Source organism: Marinovum sp. 2_MG-2023, from assembly GCF_030548265.1.
GTDB lineage: Bacteria > Pseudomonadota > Alphaproteobacteria > Rhodobacterales > Rhodobacteraceae > Marinovum.
In genome coordinates this window covers 100,053-118,761 of sequence record NZ_JAUOSD010000006.1, presented here as the reverse complement: position 1 = coordinate 118,761, position 18,709 = coordinate 100,053, and the positions used below count along the sequence as shown (strand labels likewise).

The following is an 18,709-nucleotide window of genomic DNA, read 5'->3' as shown; positions in this document are numbered from 1 at the left end:
GTGTGTTGGCAGCAACAATATTGCCGTTTGTGCATGTCCTGATTGGGTATTAAGGCGCTTCACCGGCCAAATTTCCGGCAACAGTCCCACCTTAGGCGGTGCGCAAACCAGAACTCCGTAGTGGTTGACGCTGTTCCGTTGCGGGCCAGTCATCAATCTTCCTGCGACCGGAATACTGCGCAGGCGCCGGGTCTTCCGAAGCCAAGGGATCCGGCCCAACCAAAGCTTTCAAAGGCAGATCCAACGCATAAGACAGCCCGTTGGGCGTAAAATCAACCTCCGCCCTGCCATCCAACCGGCGCGGCACCGCGATGTTCAAGACCCGAGAGCCAAACCCCACCGGGCCGCTGGAAAAGAGTTCCGCCGCTTCGTTTTCCGCACGGCGTGACGCACAGAGCGTTTCGGTCCAACAGATCTGAAACCTGTCCACCGCATCAGGCCAGCCGCGATATTTGGCCCAACTCAGCTCGACCTTGCCCTCTTCATCGCGCAATGCGCCATGTTTGATCGCATTGGTCGCCAATTCATTCAAAACCAACCCGATCTGGCGGGCCGCCAATTCCGATACCGGTTGCTCATCCCCAATCAGGGAGATCCGGTCGGGGTATGCCGCGCGGTACGCGGCCAGCTGGTTTTCGGCCAATCCACGCATCGTGCCCGACAGCGTGGCACCGGGTTGGATCAACGCGTCCGATGCTTCGACCATCGCACTTATCCGGGTTTGAAACTGCTTCAGAAACTCTTCGGTTCCTTCGGTCTGATTGGCGGTCTGGCGGGCCAATGCATCGGTCAGGCACCGCAGATTTCGGCCGCGATTCGCGGCCTCCCACAGGGTGATATGCAACTCTTCGTTGGTGCGCTCCAACGCGCGGGTGCGCGCAGCGACCTGATCCTCAAGCTCTCTGCGAATCCGGCGCAATTCATCCAGGGTTTCCTCATGCGCGGCAATTTCGTCGCGCAAATCACCGTTCACAGCGCGCAGTTCCGACGGCGACGGCAGGGCAATCACCTTTGGGATCATCGGGAACAACATCACGGCGGTCAGCATCGACACCACCCCGGTTGCCAACTTTATCACGCCCTGAACGGCATAGGCCGGAATCCACAGGGTAAAGATCGCCACCAGATGCGTCAGCCCGCACAGCAGAATAAAGGTGGCAAAAAGATAGGCGACCCCGCGATTTTCGATCTCTGGTCTGGCGCGGACAACCCGGAAAATTGCGAATGGAATCATCGCATAAGCGACAAAAATCAGAAAATCGGACCCAGCAAACAATGCAATCAACCAAGGCTGCCACATCAGGCACATACCATGTGCCATGTAACCGAGTTCTTCAAAAAATGTGATAAGAGGCTGCAAAAAAGTCTCCTAGGCAATAAATACAGGCTTATATCGCCATCAAACCTCTAAATGTTTGATAACCCCACCATGGGTCAAGGCGTTTTTGGCCCAAATCAATTCATAAGATTTGGGGAAATTTCGAAAAAATTCTTTCTCCGGCAATTGTTGGACCTAAAGGAATCTCAACGCAATGGCGTTTCGACCCACCTAACAGTTTTTACGCCTTCCCGGCCAAACGGCCGAAAACCGCGCAGAGGGCGCACTCTTGCCTATGTAGACGCCAATTCGCGTCAGAGCAAATATTGCCGGGCCGTCCAGATTTGCATCAGCGCCGACCCCAAGCAAAGGTTGCTTACCATTTGGTAGGATTTATGGATAAACCAAGCCCGGCTTGATTAACTCAATAATATCAGACGCCGAGTTGCTCTGTAGGGAACCGGCCCTAAATCCCGCGCGGGGCAAGACTTTCAACTTTTGATTGTGAAATACATGAAAAAATCTCCGCTCCATTTAAATCTCGGTAACCTTAACCCCCAATAAAACCCCATAAGAAAAAAACCGTTCACGCCAAAGCCCACACAGGAAATTCAACGGCACAGGGCGCTGATACGCTTGTGAAGCTATGTCAGTTGCCCGTTCATGCTAACGTGGCAAAACATAAATCCGTCCACGACGACATGGGAGGACCCAAATGTCCGTTTCACTGACCTGCGCCGGAGCAACACACACCGGAACCACAGGCCCCGGCAAGTTAAAGACGTTGCTTGCCGCTGCCGCGTTCTTGCTGGCCAATCCGGCCTATGCCACCGATCTGGCACTGGTGCTGGCCAATGACAATTACACCAGACTCAGCGATGCGCGCGGTGCCACCGATCTGCGGGCGACCGCCCGACGGCTGGAACGTGAAGGTTTCGAGGTGATCAGCGATTTTGATGCCCAGACCGATGACATGCTGGCGGCCGCAGACCGGTTCCGCCGCGCCGCCGAAGATGCCGACCGGGTTCTGATCATACTGGACGGGCATTTTGTCAGCTCTGCCAGTGACGCCTGGTTGCTGGCCACCCGGGCCACCGATCCCAATCTGCTGTCCGCGCCGACCCAGGGCCTGTCTCTGCGGGCATTGGCGGAAATTGCCGGCGCATCCGCCGCCGGGCGTGCCGTGATGCTGGTCGGACGTTCCAGCACGTTGCGGTCACCCGACAACGGGCTGCGCAGCGGAACCCAGGGGCTTGACCTGCCGCAGGGGGTGACGCTGGCGGCCGGCAGTTACAACCAGATCAATCAGGCGATTTTCACCGGGCTGCTGCGCGACGGCGAAAGTCTGAATGCCGCTCTGTCACAGATGTCCGCACGCGGGTTCCTCACCGACTCGGTTGGCTATTCGGGGGACGGCCCCCGCCCGGCCCCGCCGCCGATCTTTGACACCGAAGCGATTGCAAACCGCGCGCTGGAAGAAGGCTTCTGGCAGGCCGCCCGCGCCATGGATACGGTCGACGCGCTGGAACTGTACAAGACACGCTACCCCAACGGGCGGTTTACCTCTGATGCCAATGCACGGATCGCCGCGATTGCCGCCGACACCAAGGGCCGCTGGCAACGCGAAGAGGCAGAGCTGAACTTCACCCGCGACGACCGGCGCAAGATCCAGCGCGATCTGACCTTGCTGGGCTATAACACCCGTGGCGTTGACGGGATTTTTGGCAATGGCAGCCGCGGGGCAATTGGCCAATGGCAACGGGATCGTGGGTATGAGGTTACCGGCTATGTCACCCGCCGCCAATGGCAACAGATCACCGACGAAGCCGACCGCAAGCGTCAGGATCAGGCAGAAGAGGAACGCCGCACCGAAGATCGCTATTGGCAGGAAACCGGCGCACAGGGCACCGCCGAGGGGCTGCGCGCCTATCTTGATCGGTATCCACGCGGCCGCTTTGCCAATGAGGCGCGCAATCGGCTGGACGCCATCGAAGCCGCAGAAGAAGACGAGGGCCGCCGCGCCGCCCGCCGCGCCTGGCGTCAGGCACAGGAGGCCGACACCGCCGAGGCCTATCGAGATTTCCTCAACCGCCATGGCGATTCACGGTTTGCCGACGAAGCCCGTGCACGGCTGAACGAATTGCAGGCGAACGATACCGAACGGATGATGGAGCTTGCCCGGCGCGAAGAAGACCAAAACATCAACAACCCGGTGGTCCGGCTTTTGGTCGAGCAGCGGCTCTTGCAGCTTGGCTACAACCCCGGCACGCCGGATGGCCGCTTTACAGAGCAAACCCGCGAAGCGATCAAACGCTTTCAACGCGATCGCGACATCTTTCAAAGTGGCTATGTCACCAACCGCACTGCCGCCCGCCTGCTGCAAGGGCGCTAAGGTGACCTGAAAACCGCCCGGCCGCCCCGGCATCTGATCCAGATGCCGGGTGACGGCACAGAAGTTACGACCAAATTGCGCCGTCGCACTGGACGCCGGCATAATCTGGCCATATCACCCCTTGGACTGCTCTACGCCCAAGGGAATATCATTATGTCGCGCTATGATGCCGCTTCGATCGAAGCGAAATGGCAGGAGGCCTGGGAAAAGGCCGGAACCTTCACCGCCACGATGGAAGGCGGCAAGCCGAAATACTATGTGCTGGAGATGTTCCCCTACCCTTCGGGCAAGCTGCACATGGGCCACGTCCGCAACTATACCATGGGCGACGTCATTGCGCGCTACAAGATGTCGACCGGGCATAATGTTCTGCATCCGATGGGCTTTGATGCCTTCGGCATGCCGGCGGAAAATGCCGCGATCTCTTCGGGCGGGCATCCCAAGGACTGGACCTATTCCAACATCGACACGATGGTCGACCAGATGAAGCCGCTTGGGCTCTCGCTTGACTGGTCGCGCATGTTTGCCACCTGTGACCCGGAATACTACGGCCAGCAGCAGGCGCTGTTCCTTGATTTCCTCGAAGCGGGGCTGGTCTATCGCAAGAACGCGGTGGTCAACTGGGACCCGGTCGACATGACCGTGCTGGCCAATGAACAGGTGATCGACGGCAAGGGCTGGCGCTCCGGCGCAGATGTGGAGCGGCGCGAGCTGACGCAGTGGTTCTTCCGCATCTCCGACATGGCCGAGGAATTGCTGGACGCCATTGACGGGCTCGACAACTGGCCGGCCAAGGTCAAGCTGATGCAGCAGAACTGGATCGGCAAATCGCGGGGTCTGCAATTTGCCTTTGGCCTGATCGACGGCCCCGAGGGTTTTGACCGGGTGGAAGTCTATACCACCCGCCCCGATACATTGATGGGCGCGTCTTTTGTCGGCATCTCGCCGGACCACCCGCTGGCCAAGCACCTTGAAAAGGACAACCCAGATATTGCGGCCTTCTGTGCCGAATGCCGCAAGGGCGGCACGACGGAAGAATCGCTGGAAAAGGCCGAGAAGAAAGGCTTCAACACCGGCCTGACCGTGCGCCATCCCTTTGACACCTCGTGGGAATTGCCGGTCTACATCGCCAACTTCATCCTGATGGACTATGGCACCGGGGCCATCTTTGGCTGTCCGGCCCATGACCAGCGCGATCTCGACTTCGTCCGCAAATACGATCTTCCGGTGGTCTCCACCTTCGCACCGCTTTCGGGCGACCACGTACTGCCCGAAGAAAGCGGCGAGGCCTATGTCCCGGCGAAATCCGAAAAGGTACGCTGGTTGAAACCCTATGCCTGGGACGAAGAGGTGACAGGCGAGGAGGCCATCGACGCCGCCATCGCCTTTTGCGAGGACAATGCCGTGGGCCAGGGCGTGACCAAGTTCCGCCTGCGCGATTGGGGCCTGTCGCGGCAACGCTACTGGGGTTGCCCGATCCCGGTGGTGCATTGCGACACCTGCGGTGTGGTGCCGGAAAAAAAGGAAAACCTGCCCATCGAGCTGCCCTATGACGAGGGCGACAAGCCGCTGGACCTGTCGAACCCGGGCAACCCGCTGGCCCGCCATCCCACATGGCGCGACTGCACCTGCCCGGCCTGCGGCGGCAAGGCGCTGCGCGAGACCGACACGATGGACACCTTTGTCGATTCGTCGTGGTACTTCGCCCGCTTCACCGCGCCCCGCGCCGAGACGCCCACCGACATGGAGGCGGCAAAGTACTGGATGAACGTCGACCAATATATCGGCGGCATCGAGCACGCGATCCTGCACCTGCTCTATTCGCGCTTCTTTGCCCGCGCCATGCAGATCACCGGCCATCTGCCCGAGACCGCAAAAGAGCCTTTTGACGCGCTCTTTACCCAAGGCATGGTGACCCACGCGATCTACAAGAACGCCGAGCGGACGGATGAGAACGGCCGGGCAATCTATCACTATCCGGCTGAGGTCGAGGAACGCGAAAACGGCACCTTCGTCATCGCAACCGGCGAACAGGTCGAGGTCATCCCGTCGGCCAAGATGTCGAAGTCGAAAAACAACGTGGTGGATCCGCTCAACATCATTTCCAGCTATGGCGCGGATACTGCGCGCTGGTTTGTCCTGTCCGACAGCCCGCCGGAACGTGACGTGGAATGGACCGCCTCTGGCGCCGAAGCCTCATCCAAATATCTGGCGCGTGTCTTCCGCATTGCGACTGAAGCGGCGGCCTCCGAAAAGGGGCCGCAAGGCGCCGATGAGGCGCTGCTGAAAGAGATGCACAAGGCGATCCGCGACGTGACCCTGAGCATCGAAAGCTTTGGTTTCAACGCCGCCATTGCCCGTCTTTATGCCTTTACCAACGCGCTGGCCAAATCAAAGGCCGGGGCAGACGCGCAACGCGCGGCAACCAGGGCGCTCGCCCAGCTTATGGCGCCGATGACGCCGCATCTGGCCGAGGAAATCTGGACCATGTTGGGCGGCGAGGGCCAGGTGATCGATGCCCCATGGCCGGTCGCGGACGACGCGATGCTGGTCGAGGCCAGCGTGACCCTGCCGATCCAGATCAACGGCAAACGCCGGGCGGAAATCAGCGTGGCCGCCGACCTGAGCAAAGAAGAGGTTGAAAAGATCGCATTGGCCCACGAAGCTGTGGTCAAGGCGCTGGACGGCCAGGCGCCGAAAAAGATCATTGTGGTGCCGGGGCGGATTGTGAATGTGGTTGTCTGACCGACGAGGATTCCTTTGTGGGGCGTTGGCGCTGTCCGGCGCGGCGGTCAGCGGCTGCGGCTTTGCCCCGGCCTACGGCACGGATGGGGCCGCATCCAAACTGCAAAATGCGATCCATGTGGATGAGATCAACACCCACAACGGCTATCTGATGACCCGCCGGATCGAGGAACGGCTTGGCGCCGGCGGGGCAAATGCGCCCTTTACGCTGGGCCTGACGATCGGCACCTCGCAGGACAATCTCGGCACCACGCCGGATGGCAATCTGACCCGTTACCAGATTCTGGGGCGGGTGGATTTCACCCTGCGCCGGGCCGGCGAAAAAACCGGGTTCCAATATGGCACCGTCCGCAATTTCACCGGCTATTCCGCGTCGGGCTCGACGGTTGCCACCCTCGCGGCGGAACGCGATGCCGAAGACCGGTTGATGACCATGCTCGCCGATCAGGTGATTGAACGGCTGGTCCTGATTTCCCCCGACATTTCCCTGTGACCGCCGCGCCATGAAACTGTCGCCTCGCGATGCGCCCGGATATTTTGCCCGCCCGGACCCGGACCGGACCGGCCTGTTGATCTATGGCAACGACGGAATGCGGGTGGCGTTGAAACGACAAGAAGTGATTGCCAACCTCGTTGGCCCCGAAGGCGAGGCCGAAATGCGCCTCAGCCGTATTCCCGGCAGCAACCTGCGCAAAGAGCCCGGCCTGCTTAACGATGCGGTCAAGGCGATCGGCTTCTTTCCCGGGCCGCGCGTCGCCTTTGTCGAAGATGCCAACGACACTGCCGCGCCCGCCGTGGTCGCCGCATTGGAGGATTGGACCCCCGGAGATGCCCAGATCGTTGTCACCGCCGGCGCGCTGAAAGCCACGTCAAAGCTGCGCAAGGCGTTTGAGGCCCACAACAATGCCTATGCCGTCGCGATTTATGACGACCCGCCGTCGCGGGGCGAAATCGAAGCGGATCTGAAACGCGCCGGTCTGAGCATCGGCCAGGAAGCGATAGAGGATATCACCAACCTCAGCCGCGCATTGGATCCCGGTGATTTCCGTCAGACGCTTGAAAAGCTTGCGCTTTATAAACACGGCGATTCGACCCCGGTCAGCCCAGAGGATGTCGCCGCCGTGGCGCCGATGTCGACCGAGGCTGAACTGGATGATGTGCTGACCATTGTCGCCGAATCGCGCACGCGTGAGATCGGGCCGATGCTGGCGCGGCTCGCGGCGCAGGGCACACAGCCCGTGGGCCTTGTGATTGCCACCATGCGACACTTTCGGGCGCTGCACGCCGCCGCCAGCCACCCCGATGGCCCGGCGCGGGGCATTGCCGCCGCCCGCCCGCCAATCTTTGGCCCAAGACGCGAAAAGATGACCCGTCAGGCCCAGGCCTGGGGCGCGCATAATCTGGATCAGGCGATTTCACTGTTGACCGACACGGATCTGCAATTGCGATCCGCCAGTCAGAATGCCCCTGCCATGGCGCTGGTGGAGCGGATGTTGATCCGGTTGGCCATGCTGGGCGCGCGGCGCTGATGTTTGTGGAATTGTGCCGGGTGAACCATCCCTAGCCTGCCCTTCACGGGGCAAAACAGCGCTTCTGCGGGGCAAAGATCCTGACACTGGAACGCGTGACACCCTTAATAACCTTGCGCCGTGAAATCCGCGATTTCAGGAACACCAGGCCATTAAGGGTCACGTCGAAATACGATATAGATCGGCAGCTTGCGCGACCTTCACGCGGGGCTATTTGCCCCGCAAATGAGATCACGGCAATCTTTGGTCGCTCAGATGTGCAGCATGTCCGAGAATACGTGATGCACGATGTCTTCGCGACGGATGCCGCGTGCGGCCAGCTCTTCGTCCGACAGATTGTTCAGGAATTCAACTTTGCGGATGCGGTGGTTGTTTTCAGCGATCTGAACCATGAAATTGCCGATCCGCGCCAGAATGCCGGGGGTTTCGACGTGAAGAATATTTGTTGTTGCCTGTGCCATGTCTTTGTCCTTTCGATGACCTGTTTGTCTACTGGTCTCCCTTGAGCGCTAACTTATGCACCTGCAGCATTTTCTACTACAGCCATGCCGGTAAACCCGTGTTGCGGCTGGTGCATGGCTGGCCCGGCCCATCCCCCGTGGCGGCGCAATGCATGCTTTTGGCATTCAATTTTTGGCAAGTAGTTGATTTTTAACCAACAAACAAATCGCCCTCACGCAGCCGCTTGACAGAACAGAAAGATGACGCCATTCTGATACAACCTGTCAGGGTATTCCGAAAACTCTCTCGCTCACGCTTCGGTGGCTTTCTCCTCCTGTGCCGCCGGAACAATTGCACCAATCGCATACCCTGATACCGGAGCAGCCCCAAATCGGGGCTGCTTTGTTCTGCACTGCAGAATCATACCGCAGGGCCAGCACGACATACGCTGCGTTGCGGCATTTTCTTGTTCGGGGTGATGAAAAAGCCAGCAATGGGAACAGGGACGCAGATGGGGAACCGCGTCCCTGCGGTATTGAGGGAAAACGGACGGCCAAAATACGGCCACCCGGTACTGCTGAAATGTCGATCTCTATAAAATGCCCGGAACCGGGATCAATCATGGCCCCGATCTAGGCCACATGCATGACAGTCAGATGATGGTTACATGACGTTTTCTTGGAGCCGCATTTCGCACCCTGGCCTCAGGGCGACAGCGTGTCACGCAACCAGCCATCGGCAAAGGCCAATTGCTCGACCTTGGCAAGTCGCGTGATACGCTCCAGCTCAGAGCACAGCCGCGCCTGACGGCCCGCCCCGAATTTCACGCCGCGCTCTGGCCAGAGCGCCGTTACGTTCAACACCCCGGCCTTGCGGTCCGCCTTCATATCTATCCGTCCGACAATCCGGTCGCCTTCCAGCAGCGGAAAGACGTAATAGCCATAGATCCGCTTGGCCTCGGGCACGAACACCTCGATCCGGTACTGAAATCCAAACAGCCGCTCTGCCCGCTTCCGATCGCGCAGGGCGGGGTCAAACGGGCTGAGCACACGCATGCGCCCGGTCGGTTCAGGGGCATTCCTGGCCTGCTCGATCACATCGGGCCGGGCGACATGCATACGCAGGCTGCCATCGGTGCTTTCAACCTCGACCGGCATGACCTCGCCGCGGGCCTCGGCGGCGATGCACCAATCGCGGGCCTCCTTGGCGGTGACAATGTCCCAGAACGCGGCCAGATCGCCGCTGGTGGCAAACCCCAACCGGTCCAACGCCCCGCGCATAAACCAGTCGATTGTCTGCGCCTCGCCCCAGTCAGAATTGCGCAGGTCGTCGGGCACAACCCGTTCCGACAGATTGTAATACTTGCGAAATCCCTGCCGATGGCAGATTTGCAACCGGCCGCTGCGCCAAAGATATTCCAGCGCCGTCTTGCCCGGATGCCAGTTCCACCAACCGCCAGAGGGGCGTGGCGTATCAGGACCAAGATCATTGCTGCAAACCGGGCCGCTGTCAGCGATCATTGTCAGGATACGGTCGAATTCAGCTTCAAATTCGTGGCGTTGCCATTCCTTGTAACGATGTTTCAATATTTCGGCGTCGCGACGCCGCTTCAACGCCCAGACCGGATAAAACGCCATCGGCACCACAGCCGCATCATGGGTCCAATGTTCGAACAGCACTCGATCCTGTTCAATCAGACGCTCCATATTGCCAGTGCGATAGCGCGGGCGGCGGGCAAACAGGATCAGATCATGCGCCCGTGCGACGGTATTGATAGAGTCGAGCTGTACAAACCCCAACCGGGTAATAACCTCTTGCAAGGCAGGGCCATGGCCCGCACCGGCCGGGGCATCGCCCAAGGCATGTTTGTCCAGAAACAACCGCCGCGCCATGCGATTGTCGATCCGGGTGACATTCTGGGACGGGGGCATGGCGGCGCGATCCTTTTGACGGGTGAACCTTTACCATGTCGCACAGAAGGCGCGAGAACAAGTGTAGAACACGTCGATTTTCGGACCTGGGGCCGACCGGGTGCCAGGGCGACCGAAGCCTGAGCATCAGCCGTATGTCAGGCCCGGAAACCGCGCGTCACATACGGCCTGGTCACAAACAGGCGTGCGCCTAGCGCTTCAAAGTATCGCCGAAGCTGATTTTTGGCGTCATCTCGAACACACGCTGACCGTCGTCTTCCTTGCCCTCCATCCGGTCGACAAGGATCTGGGCGGCCTTTTGCCCGATGTCACGACGACAGGCGTCCATCGTGGCCAGCTGACGCGGCAGCCCCTGCAACAAATCGACGCCATTGAACCCGGCCAAACCGATGCGGCCCGGGATGTCATAGCCCGCTTCGATCAACCACAACAGCCCACCCGCGCCGATCATATCATTGGAATAATACAGGAAATCCAGATCCGGCGAGCGGTCCATCATCGTTTTGGTCATCTCGCGCCCCTTGGCAAGGGCCGAGCCACCGGAATAGAATTCCTGATCCATGATTTCGATACCATTGCGCGCCAGTTCCTCGGTGAACCCTTCGAACCGTTTGCGCGCGCGATGATCCAGCGGCATTTTGGTGCCCATGAACCCGATGTTCTGATACCCCTGCTTCAGGATCGCCTTGGCCATTTGCCGACCCGCGCGGCGGTGGGAAATGCCGACAGCGGCGTCAACCGGTTTGCCGTCGGTATCCATGATCTCGATCACCGGAATGCCCGAGGCCGCCAGCATCGCCCGCGAAGCATCAGACCGTTCCAGCCCGGCAATGATCACCCCCGAAGGCCGCCAGGACAGCATTTCAAACAGAACCCGCTCTTCCTTTTCCGGCAGATAATCGGTGACACCGACCACCGGCTGCAATTCGGTTTCCTCCAACACGGCGCTGATTGCGCCCATCACCTCGGGGAACACCATGTTGGACAGGGACGGAATGATGACCGCCACCAAATTGACCCGCTGGCTGGCCAGAGCGCCGGCAATCTTGTTGGGCACATACCCCAACGTCTTGGCGGCCAAGAGGACCTTTTCGCGGGTCGCGGCACTGACATCACCACGGTTGCGCAGCACGCGGCTGACCGTCATTTCCGAAACGCCTGACGCTTCGGACACATCGCGCAGCGTCAGGGGGCGGGTATGCTCTGTTGTCACTTGGATACTTCCTGAATGGTCTGATTGCAGACTAGATCAATCATGCAGTAATATACAAGATCTTGGCACCCTTGCGGGGAAATTGCCAAAATGAACCTGCACTATTCCGATTGGCCCCACCTTGATCTAGGTTATCGTTACGAAATTCAGGGGGGATCTTTCATGGCGGAGCCAATCAAGACAGTCACAATCGTCGGCGGCGGCACCGCCGGATGGCTGACCGCACTGATGTTAAAGACGATGTCGGAAAAGTCGCTGCGGGTGCAGTTGATTGAATCCCCCAATATCCCCACCGTCGGCGTCGGCGAGGCCACAGTGCCGCAAATGCCGATGACGCTGAAAATGCTTGGCATTCCGACACAGGAATTCTTTCGCCGCTGCAATGCCAGCTTCAAGCTGGGGGTGATGTTCAAACAGTGGAATGCCGACCCGAACGGCAAGCTGGTCGACTATATCAACCCCTTCGGAAAACCATTGCAGATCAACGGCGTGGATGCCTGTTATTACCATCAGGCCTTTGGCTCGGGTGGTCGCGATTTTGCCCAGACCTTTTCCCCCGCGCTGGATCTGGCGCGCGCCAACAAGGGACCGTTTTCGGTACAACAGGGCAAGATGGTGCCGGGGATCGGCTATGCCTATCATCTGGATGCCGGAGCATTTGCCAAGATGATGTCGGAAATCGGCGTGCAGCGCGGCGTCGAGCACATTCTGGATGATGTCGAGGATGTCGAACTTGGTGATCGTGGCCATGTAGCGGCGGTTCAGCTTAAAGAGCGTGGTCGGCACCCGGTAGAGCTGGTGGTGGATTGCACCGGCTTTCGGGGGTTGGTGATCAACAAGGCGCTGAAGGAACCTTTTGTCGATTATTCCAAATACCTGGGCAATGACCGCGCCATGGCGTTGCAGATCCCCCACCCTGACCCGGACAAGATCACATCCTGCACCGCTTCCACCGCGCTGGGGGCGGGGTGGAGCTGGCGGGTGCCGCTGTTCCATCGGATCGGCACCGGATATGTGTTTTCCAGCGCCCACCGCACAGACGACGAGGCGCGCGATGAATTCATGGCCCACCTCGGCAGCGATGCGCCCAAAGGCGCAGAACCGCGGATCATCCCGATGCGGGTCGGCCGGTCACGGAACTTCTGGGTAAAGAATTGCGTGGCCATTGGTCTGTCATCTGGGTTCATCGAGCCGTTGGAAAGCACCGCGATCCATATGATCGACCTCGCGATCCAGCGCCTGCTGCTGTACTTCCCCGACAGCGATTTCGCCGAGTCCAAGCGCAAGCGCTATAATCAAACAATGGACGCGCTTTATAACGAAGTGTTGGATTTCATCTGCCTGCACTATGCGCTCGGCAACCGGACAGACAGCCAATATTGGATCGACGCGCGCACCGAATTGCAGGTGCCGGACCGGTTGGCAGAGAACCTTGAGCTTTGGAAACATCAACCCACCGGCCCATTGGATCTGGCGACCGGCCATCTGTTCAACCACCCAACCTATCAGGCGGTCCTGATGGGCAAGCGGGTCTATGACACCGGATATGGTGACGGCACGTTCCATCGCCGCATCGCGATGAACAAAGGTGCCTGGACACAGCAGCTGCAAGCCTATGACAAACAGCGCAAACAGATCCTGCACCACAGCAGCGATCACAAGCTGGGCCTGATGGCGATCCGTGGCGAACTGCAACCCGCCATGGGCCGCGGCAGCCCGCTGCCCGGATTGGGCCGACCTGTTTCTGGCAGACCATCCCCCAAATTGCAGCCCAAAACCGCCCCCGCCACAGCCCCCCTGGACGAAAGCGCACCGGGATTGTTTTGATCGACAGGGCCTTCAAGCCGGATTTCCACAATATCCCGGTTTCTGGCTGACAGCCGCCTTTTCAACCGCTATGTCAATGCCGACGGCCCCGTGGCTCAACTGGATAGAGCAGCCCCCTCCTAAGGGGCAGGTTGCAGGTTCGAATCCTGCCGGGGTCACCATTGGTGTCGGGAAAAGCCTGCGGTCTTTGGGTTTGGGGGAACTGCCGGGTGTCGGCTGCCGCATCAGGAGATCCCGGAGCGGGGTCCGGGATCGCGTGGCGTGTCAGGCGTCCTACTGTTCTCCATAACAGGCAGCAAACCGTGCAACGCCTTTGGGACCATCGGTTTTCGGGCGTTATCCGGTCAGGGATTGCAACAACGTCGCATCGATAACAGCCATCGACCGCGCGGGGTCCGAGGATCACATCCGCGCAATGTCGTCCAGCATCTCCAGCAATTGCCGCATCTTTTCCTTCCCAAGCTTGCGAAGTATTTCATCGGAAATTTCGCGTGTCCGCGCCGCGTTTTTCGCCAGAATATCCCGCCCTTTCGGCGTGATTGACACCGTCTGGCGCCGACGGTCGCCCGGATTGGTTTCGCGTGTTGCCAGACCTTTGGTCGCCAGGGTCTGCACAATTCGGGTTTGGCTGGGCATCAACAGACAGGAGCGTTCAGCCAATTGCGTGGCATCCTGCGGACCGAATTCTTCCAACACGCGCAGGATACGCCATTGCTGCTCCGTCAATCCCGTTGCCAGCAACATGTCACGGACCGGCAGCATAAGCTTTTCACGGGCGCGCATCATCATGATCGGCAGGGATTGCCCGGTGGGGGGCATGTCAAGCGGTGGGAGGTCATTTGGTTTGTCAGTCATACACCTGATTTATCCCCAGCCGAGCGACGATGTCAGCAAAATACAGCGATTGGGCCGCCGCAATTCTGCGGCTGGCCCGAGAAACGCGGCAAAAAGACGATAAACCGGTATGGATTTGGGCGCTTTTCGGGACAGCAGACCGATTTTCAGGACCAGCTGTGTGGCGGCGATGTGGCGGGCGCCCGATTGCTAAATGACGCCCGCCTGCGGCCGTTCCGAGAGTGATGGAGAACGATGATAATCGTTCGAAACGTCCATTGTTACGTTGGCCACCCCATATCATTTTGGAGTTGCGTGTCGGCCCCCGTGCAACAAGTATCACACGAGCACCGGGAGAAATCCCGAGGGCATTGGTATCAAAAACCTATCCCTTCGGATAGGATGGCGCTACTTTTGCGATCCACCCATCAGGCCGGTGCAGGACGTTCGCCGAAAATCGCCGACCCAACCCGCACATGTGTCGCGCCAAGTGCAATCGCGGTTTCAAAGTCGCCAGACATGCCCATCGACACCCCGTCCAGCCCGTTGCGCGCCGCAAATTTCGCCAGAAGCGCGAAATGCAGCGCGGCCTCTTCCTCAACCGGGGGAATGCACATCAGCCCGCGCAGGGGCAGATCCAGCCCCCGACACGTCGCCACAAAGCCATCCAGATCGCGTGGCAGAACCCCGGCCTTTTGCGGTTCTTCGCCGGTGTTGACCTGAATGAACAGCTCGGGGCATGTCCCGATTTCCTGCGCCAATCGCGCCAATGTGGTGGCAAGCTTTGGGCGGTCCAGCGAATGGATGGCCTGGGCCAGTTCCATGGCCTGACGCGCCTTGTTGGTCTGAAGCGGGCCAATGATATGCAGTTGGATGCCGTCAAAACGTTCGCGCAAGTCGGGCCATTTGCCGGCCGCCTCCTGCACCCGGTTTTCACCAAAAACCCGGCACCCCTGTTCAAGAACCGCTTCGACCCGGTCGAGCGGCTGCATCTTGGACACGGCAATCAAGGTTGTGCTGCCGGTCTTGCGGCCCGCTGCCTCTTCGGCCTTTTGAACACGTTGCTGGATGTCACTTAATGCCATCACTCTGCCTCCCATGCGTGGATAAACGGCTGCATCTCGGCCTCATACCGGCGCCATGCCCCACCCGAACTTTTGTAAATTGGCTGGCGCACCTGCGCGATGCTTAGCGTTTTGACCGCGCCGCCCTGTTTGTGAAAATCAAGGCACTTCGCCTGCCAGTCCAGCCCCGCCGCCCCGATCAGCCCGCGCGCCTGAGGCTCTGGATCGGCAATCAGATCTTCGTAAGCGATTTCATGCAGATTCAACCGCTGTTTCCAGAAGGCGACAATACGGTCGAAGCTTTTGATATATTTGGCCAGATCCGCCAGATCGTTGGAATAGCGGTGGCTGCCGCCCTCGAAATAATTCTTGTAGATCGACAGCGCAATGTCGCGCGGATCACGGCGCACCACGATCAGATTGGCGTTTGGCATGGCGCGATGGATATGGCCCAGGATCAGATGCGTCTGAATGGATTTGTCCGTGACCCTTGTGCCGGGCGCGCGGCCAAACCGCGACAAGACATGTTGGTCATACCCTTGGGCAAAACTCCGCAATGTGTCGTCAGGAATTTCATGTAGCGGCGTGGTCTTCGGTGGCGCGCCAAACAGACCAAAGGCCAGCCGCAATGGTGCCGAAGATTCCCCGCCCGCCCGCACATTGTCATGTGCCGCAAGGATCTGTTCCACCAGCGTGGTGCCCGACCGCGGCAAACCGGTCACGATGATCGGCGCAAAATCCGTGTCGATCGGCGTGCCGATATCTGCCGAGGCTGCGATCAGCCCGGCAACCTCGCCTTCGCGCACTGCCGGATTATATGGGAAAGCCTGACGTTGTAGCTTGTTGGCTTTTTGCAGATAGGGAAAGACCCGGTCATAGGCGCCGATGTCTTCCATCGCTTTGGCCAGGGCAAAGCCCAGATGAATACGCCCGGCATCGCTCATCGCGGGATGGGCATAAAGATCCTGCATCTTGCGCAGCAGCGGGTCGCCCTTGACGATTTTGCGCCCACCCAGCCACATGCGGTACAATTCACCACTGTCGGGTGCGCGCCGCAGCGCCTTCTTGAACAGCGCCTCTGCAGCGTCAAAATCGCCCTGTTGTTGCAGGAACAGCGCCTTGTCGGCCAGCGGCTTGGGATGCCCGGGGCGCAGGGCGATCAACGCATCATGGGTTTTCGCCGCACCTTTGGTGTCGCCGATCAGGGCCTGAACCTCGCCCAAGGCCGTCAGAATGGCCGGTTCATTGGGTTTCAATCGCCGCGCCGCAGCAAAATGGTCCTTCGCCTGCCCCAGCTCGCCCAAGGTCCGCGCAATGCGACCAAGATGGAACAATGGCTCTGCTGCCGCGGGGGTGGCTTTGTGAACCTGGGTCAAAAGATCACGCGCGGCTGCCAGATCACCGGATTTCATCCGGCTCTGCGCCATTGCGAATTTCTGTTGTATCTGAAGTTTCGAAAGGGGCGGCATGACTGGGCTCTTTTGCTCTTGTCCCCTGCTATCATCGGGGCGGCCAAAAGAAAACGTTGCCGAAAAAGAAAAGAGCGGACCCAAAGGCCCGCTCTTCCCTAACCAAGACTGGTGTGACGTTCTTAGAACGACATTGCCAGACCAAGCGACCATGTGTTGAACTCTTCTTCGGAGCCAACCAGAGTTGCGAAACCCGAGTCCAGGCTCGAGGAGCCGTAACCGAATTGACCAACCAGACCGCCGCCCAGGTCATACGAAGCGGCCAGACCGAAGCCCGATGCCAGCTCTTCGTCGTCCGAGGTGTAGTGACCGTAGTTCAGGCCAACCGCGATTGCGTTCATCTCGTAACCGATACCGATGGCGCCGTGATCCAGCGTGTCATCAACACCTTCGATGTCCATTTGCGAGTAGTTCAGACCAACGGTCACACCGTTCGAGAAGCCCGCGTCAGCCGACAGACCCCAAACGCTGATTTCGGTGTCGGAACCGCCGAAGTCGGCAGTCGCTTGGTAACCAAGACCAAAGCCAACCGCTACGCCGGAGAATTCACCCGCGTATGCAACACCAAGACCCCAGATCGGGTCGCCGGCGCCTGTGTCGTCGATTTCAGCCGAAACCGATGCGGTGATGCCTTCGAACGCATAGTCGAAGCGTGCGATTTGACCGTCGTAAGCTGCGTCAAGACCGGTGCCGAGCTGCGCGCCAGGAACCATCAGAACGCCTGCGCCGAAGAGGCCAACGCCGCCGTTGCCGGAGAAACCAGCGTGGGCTGTTTCGGAGTCGTCGATCGAACCCGATGCGTAGTTAACTTCGGTCAGCGCTTTGTCGAATGCACCGTCGGTGTCGCCCATGGTCAGGGTCGCTGCGCCGTAGGAGACGAATACGAACTCGCCGCCTTCGGTTGTGCCGGAGAATGCGCCGTTTTCGTCCAGGTCAACGCCTGCACCGAATGTCAGACCGTTGTCGGCTGTGCCGGACATACGGAATTCAACGTCGATGTCGGTCCAGAACTGCGATTCGATTTCCGAACCACCGATTACGCCCATTTCGGCCCAACCGGAAATGTTGACGGTGCCGGGACCGGAACCTGTGACTTCTGCCGAAGCGATACCGGCAGTTGCGACCAACGCGGTGGTAGCGAACAGAATGTTTTTCATTGTTTCCCTCATGTGTCTTTAAGCACGTACCAAACCGGTCGCCCGGCTTCGATGCAGATGTCTTGCACCCAGTGCCCCCCTTGATGCAAGCGGTGGCGAAATCGCGGCAACAACAAGGCCGCGAGTGGTGCGCATTTGTCACAAGAATTTTCACGCCGGAACCTCACCTTATTACCGCAGTTTTGCCGCAGGGACAAAGGCCACGGAATCCAAACAATAAATGAGGATCTTGTCGTTGCGGGTCTCGGATTGTATTGAAGGCATTGAACCGAACAAATACGACCGGGCAGGAGCCAGTTTATGACCGCCATTTCCAGAAAAGCCGTGATTCTTCTGGCTGCGGCCACTTTTGCGCTGACGGCCTGTAGCACAAAGTTCCAGCCAGGTCGTGACCCGAACGAAATCCTCGACGAGGAGATCTATGGGGATCGGGGCCGCCCACGTTCGACCATCTGGGATTTCTTTGCCGGTCCACAGGATCGCGCACGTGTCGGGCGGGTGAACAAGTACATCTGGAACGCCTCGCTTGAGGTGCTGGATTTCCTGCCGGTAGAATCGGTTGATCCCTTTACCGGTGTGATTGTGACCGGTTACGGCACCCCGCCCGGTGGCGGACGCGCCTATCGTGCAACGATTTTTGTCAAGGATCCCGCGCTTGATGCCCGGTCTTTGAACCTGGCGTTGCAAACCCGCTCTGGTCCGGTCAGCGCCGATACCGCCCGCGCGATCGAGGATGCGATCCTGACCCGCGCCCGCCAGCTGCGCGCTGTCGACAGCAAACTCTGATAC

14 protein-coding genes and 1 tRNA gene are annotated in these 18,709 nt (G+C 59.4%); 7 read left to right on the top strand and 8 right to left on the bottom strand.

The features are described from left to right. Nucleotides 1-91: 91 nt before the first annotated feature. On the bottom strand, nt 92-1,321 hold the full coding sequence (locus tag Q4577_RS09250) for a sensor histidine kinase (RefSeq protein ID WP_303468270.1): 1,230 nt from the start codon (nt 1,319-1,321) through the stop codon (nt 92-94). A gap of 712 nt (nt 1,322-2,033) precedes the next feature. Between Q4577_RS09250 and Q4577_RS09245 the strand changes: the two genes are divergently transcribed. The 4 genes from Q4577_RS09245 (at nt 2,034) to holA (ending at nt 7,984) form a co-directional block, all read left to right on the top strand. Next, complete coding sequence (locus Q4577_RS09245) at nt 2,034-3,710, top strand: peptidoglycan-binding domain-containing protein (protein WP_303468269.1); 1,677 nt, start codon at nt 2,034-2,036, stop codon at nt 3,708-3,710. A gap of 153 nt (nt 3,711-3,863) precedes the next feature. After that, a complete protein-coding gene (gene leuS, locus Q4577_RS09240) occupies nt 3,864-6,455 on the top strand; it encodes a leucine--tRNA ligase (protein ID WP_303468267.1) in 2,592 nt (863 codons plus the stop codon). After that, entirely contained in the window at nt 6,442-6,948 is a 507-nt protein-coding gene (gene lptE, locus Q4577_RS09235) for an LPS assembly lipoprotein LptE (protein WP_303468265.1), read from the top strand. Before leuS ends, lptE begins: the two co-directional genes overlap by 14 nt. A 10-nt stretch (nt 6,949-6,958) precedes the next feature. Continuing rightward, nucleotides 6,959-7,984 (top strand): DNA polymerase III subunit delta, encoded by a 1,026-nt coding sequence (holA, locus tag Q4577_RS09230; RefSeq protein ID WP_303468263.1) that lies wholly within the window; start codon nt 6,959-6,961, stop codon nt 7,982-7,984. Nucleotides 7,985-8,235: 251 nt separating this feature from the next. On the opposite strand, the gene Q4577_RS09225 is transcribed toward holA, so the two are convergent. From Q4577_RS09225 to Q4577_RS09215, 3 genes are all read right to left on the bottom strand, one after another. Then, nucleotides 8,236-8,445 (bottom strand): DUF1127 domain-containing protein, encoded by a 210-nt coding sequence (locus Q4577_RS09225; RefSeq protein WP_244690892.1) that lies wholly within the window; start codon nt 8,443-8,445, stop codon nt 8,236-8,238. A 684-nt stretch (nt 8,446-9,129) separates the two neighbouring features. Beyond that, nucleotides 9,130-10,356, bottom strand: coding sequence for a winged helix-turn-helix domain-containing protein (locus tag Q4577_RS09220; RefSeq protein ID WP_303468260.1), 1,227 nt, complete (start codon nt 10,354-10,356; stop codon nt 9,130-9,132). 190 nt (nt 10,357-10,546) lie between these two features. Then, nucleotides 10,547-11,569 (bottom strand): LacI family DNA-binding transcriptional regulator, encoded by a 1,023-nt coding sequence (locus Q4577_RS09215; RefSeq protein WP_303468259.1) that lies wholly within the window; start codon nt 11,567-11,569, stop codon nt 10,547-10,549. Nucleotides 11,570-11,659: 90 nt separating this feature from the next. On the opposite strand from Q4577_RS09215, the gene Q4577_RS09210 reads away from it, so the two are divergent. Then, complete coding sequence (locus Q4577_RS09210; protein ID WP_303468257.1) at nt 11,660-13,396, top strand: tryptophan halogenase family protein; 1,737 nt, start codon at nt 11,660-11,662, stop codon at nt 13,394-13,396. Between the two features lie 84 nt (nt 13,397-13,480). Then, a tRNA-Arg gene (locus Q4577_RS09205) sits at nt 13,481-13,557 on the top strand. A gap of 241 nt (nt 13,558-13,798) precedes the next feature. Here the strand turns inward: Q4577_RS09205 and hpaR are convergent. The 4 genes from hpaR to Q4577_RS09185 form a co-directional block, all read right to left on the bottom strand. After that, on the bottom strand, nt 13,799-14,251 hold the full coding sequence (hpaR, locus tag Q4577_RS09200; RefSeq protein ID WP_303468255.1) for a homoprotocatechuate degradation operon regulator HpaR: 453 nt from the start codon (nt 14,249-14,251) through the stop codon (nt 13,799-13,801). 407 nt (nt 14,252-14,658) lie between these two features. Next, on the bottom strand, nt 14,659-15,315 hold the full coding sequence (locus Q4577_RS09195) for a YggS family pyridoxal phosphate-dependent enzyme (RefSeq protein ID WP_244690896.1): 657 nt from the start codon (nt 15,313-15,315) through the stop codon (nt 14,659-14,661). Next, nucleotides 15,315-16,763: a tetratricopeptide repeat-containing sulfotransferase family protein gene (locus tag Q4577_RS09190; protein WP_303468254.1), complete on the bottom strand. Its 1,449-nt coding sequence runs from the start codon at nt 16,761-16,763 to the stop codon at nt 15,315-15,317. The genes Q4577_RS09195 and Q4577_RS09190 overlap by 1 nt, the downstream gene beginning before the upstream one ends. Nucleotides 16,764-16,885: 122 nt before the next feature. Next, nucleotides 16,886-17,920 carry a porin gene (locus Q4577_RS09185; RefSeq protein ID WP_303468253.1) on the bottom strand — a complete coding sequence of 345 codons (1,035 nt, stop codon included), beginning with the start codon at nt 17,918-17,920 and terminating at the stop codon, nt 16,886-16,888. 300 nt (nt 17,921-18,220) lie between these two features. Between Q4577_RS09185 and Q4577_RS09180 the strand changes: the two genes are divergently transcribed. Further along, entirely contained in the window at nt 18,221-18,706 is a 486-nt protein-coding gene (locus Q4577_RS09180) for a DUF3576 domain-containing protein (protein ID WP_244690899.1), read from the top strand. Nucleotides 18,707-18,709 lie beyond the last annotated feature (3 nt).

Coding starts and splice junctions, on each gene's coding strand:
- hpaR (WP_303468255.1), bottom strand. CDS start 14,251: ATGACTGACAAACCAAATGACCTCCCACCGCTTGACATGCCCCCCACC.
- leuS (WP_303468267.1), top strand. CDS start 3,864: ATGTCGCGCTATGATGCCGCTTCGATCGAAGCGAAATGGCAGGAGGCC.
- holA (WP_303468263.1), top strand. CDS start 6,959: ATGAAACTGTCGCCTCGCGATGCGCCCGGATATTTTGCCCGCCCGGAC.
- Q4577_RS09195 (WP_244690896.1), bottom strand. CDS start 15,315: ATGGCATTAAGTGACATCCAGCAACGTGTTCAAAAGGCCGAAGAGGCA.
- Q4577_RS09210 (WP_303468257.1), top strand. CDS start 11,660: ATGAACCTGCACTATTCCGATTGGCCCCACCTTGATCTAGGTTATCGT.
- Q4577_RS09225 (WP_244690892.1), bottom strand. CDS start 8,445: ATGGCACAGGCAACAACAAATATTCTTCACGTCGAAACCCCCGGCATT.
- Q4577_RS09190 (WP_303468254.1), bottom strand. CDS start 16,763: ATGCCGCCCCTTTCGAAACTTCAGATACAACAGAAATTCGCAATGGCG.
- Q4577_RS09245 (WP_303468269.1), top strand. CDS start 2,034: ATGTCCGTTTCACTGACCTGCGCCGGAGCAACACACACCGGAACCACA.
- Q4577_RS09220 (WP_303468260.1), bottom strand. CDS start 10,356: ATGCCCCCGTCCCAGAATGTCACCCGGATCGACAATCGCATGGCGCGG.
- Q4577_RS09250 (WP_303468270.1), bottom strand. CDS start 1,321: ATGGCACATGGTATGTGCCTGATGTGGCAGCCTTGGTTGATTGCATTG.
- lptE (WP_303468265.1), top strand. CDS start 6,442: ATGTGGTTGTCTGACCGACGAGGATTCCTTTGTGGGGCGTTGGCGCTG.
- Q4577_RS09180 (WP_244690899.1), top strand. CDS start 18,221: ATGACCGCCATTTCCAGAAAAGCCGTGATTCTTCTGGCTGCGGCCACT.
- Q4577_RS09185 (WP_303468253.1), bottom strand. CDS start 17,920: ATGAAAAACATTCTGTTCGCTACCACCGCGTTGGTCGCAACTGCCGGT.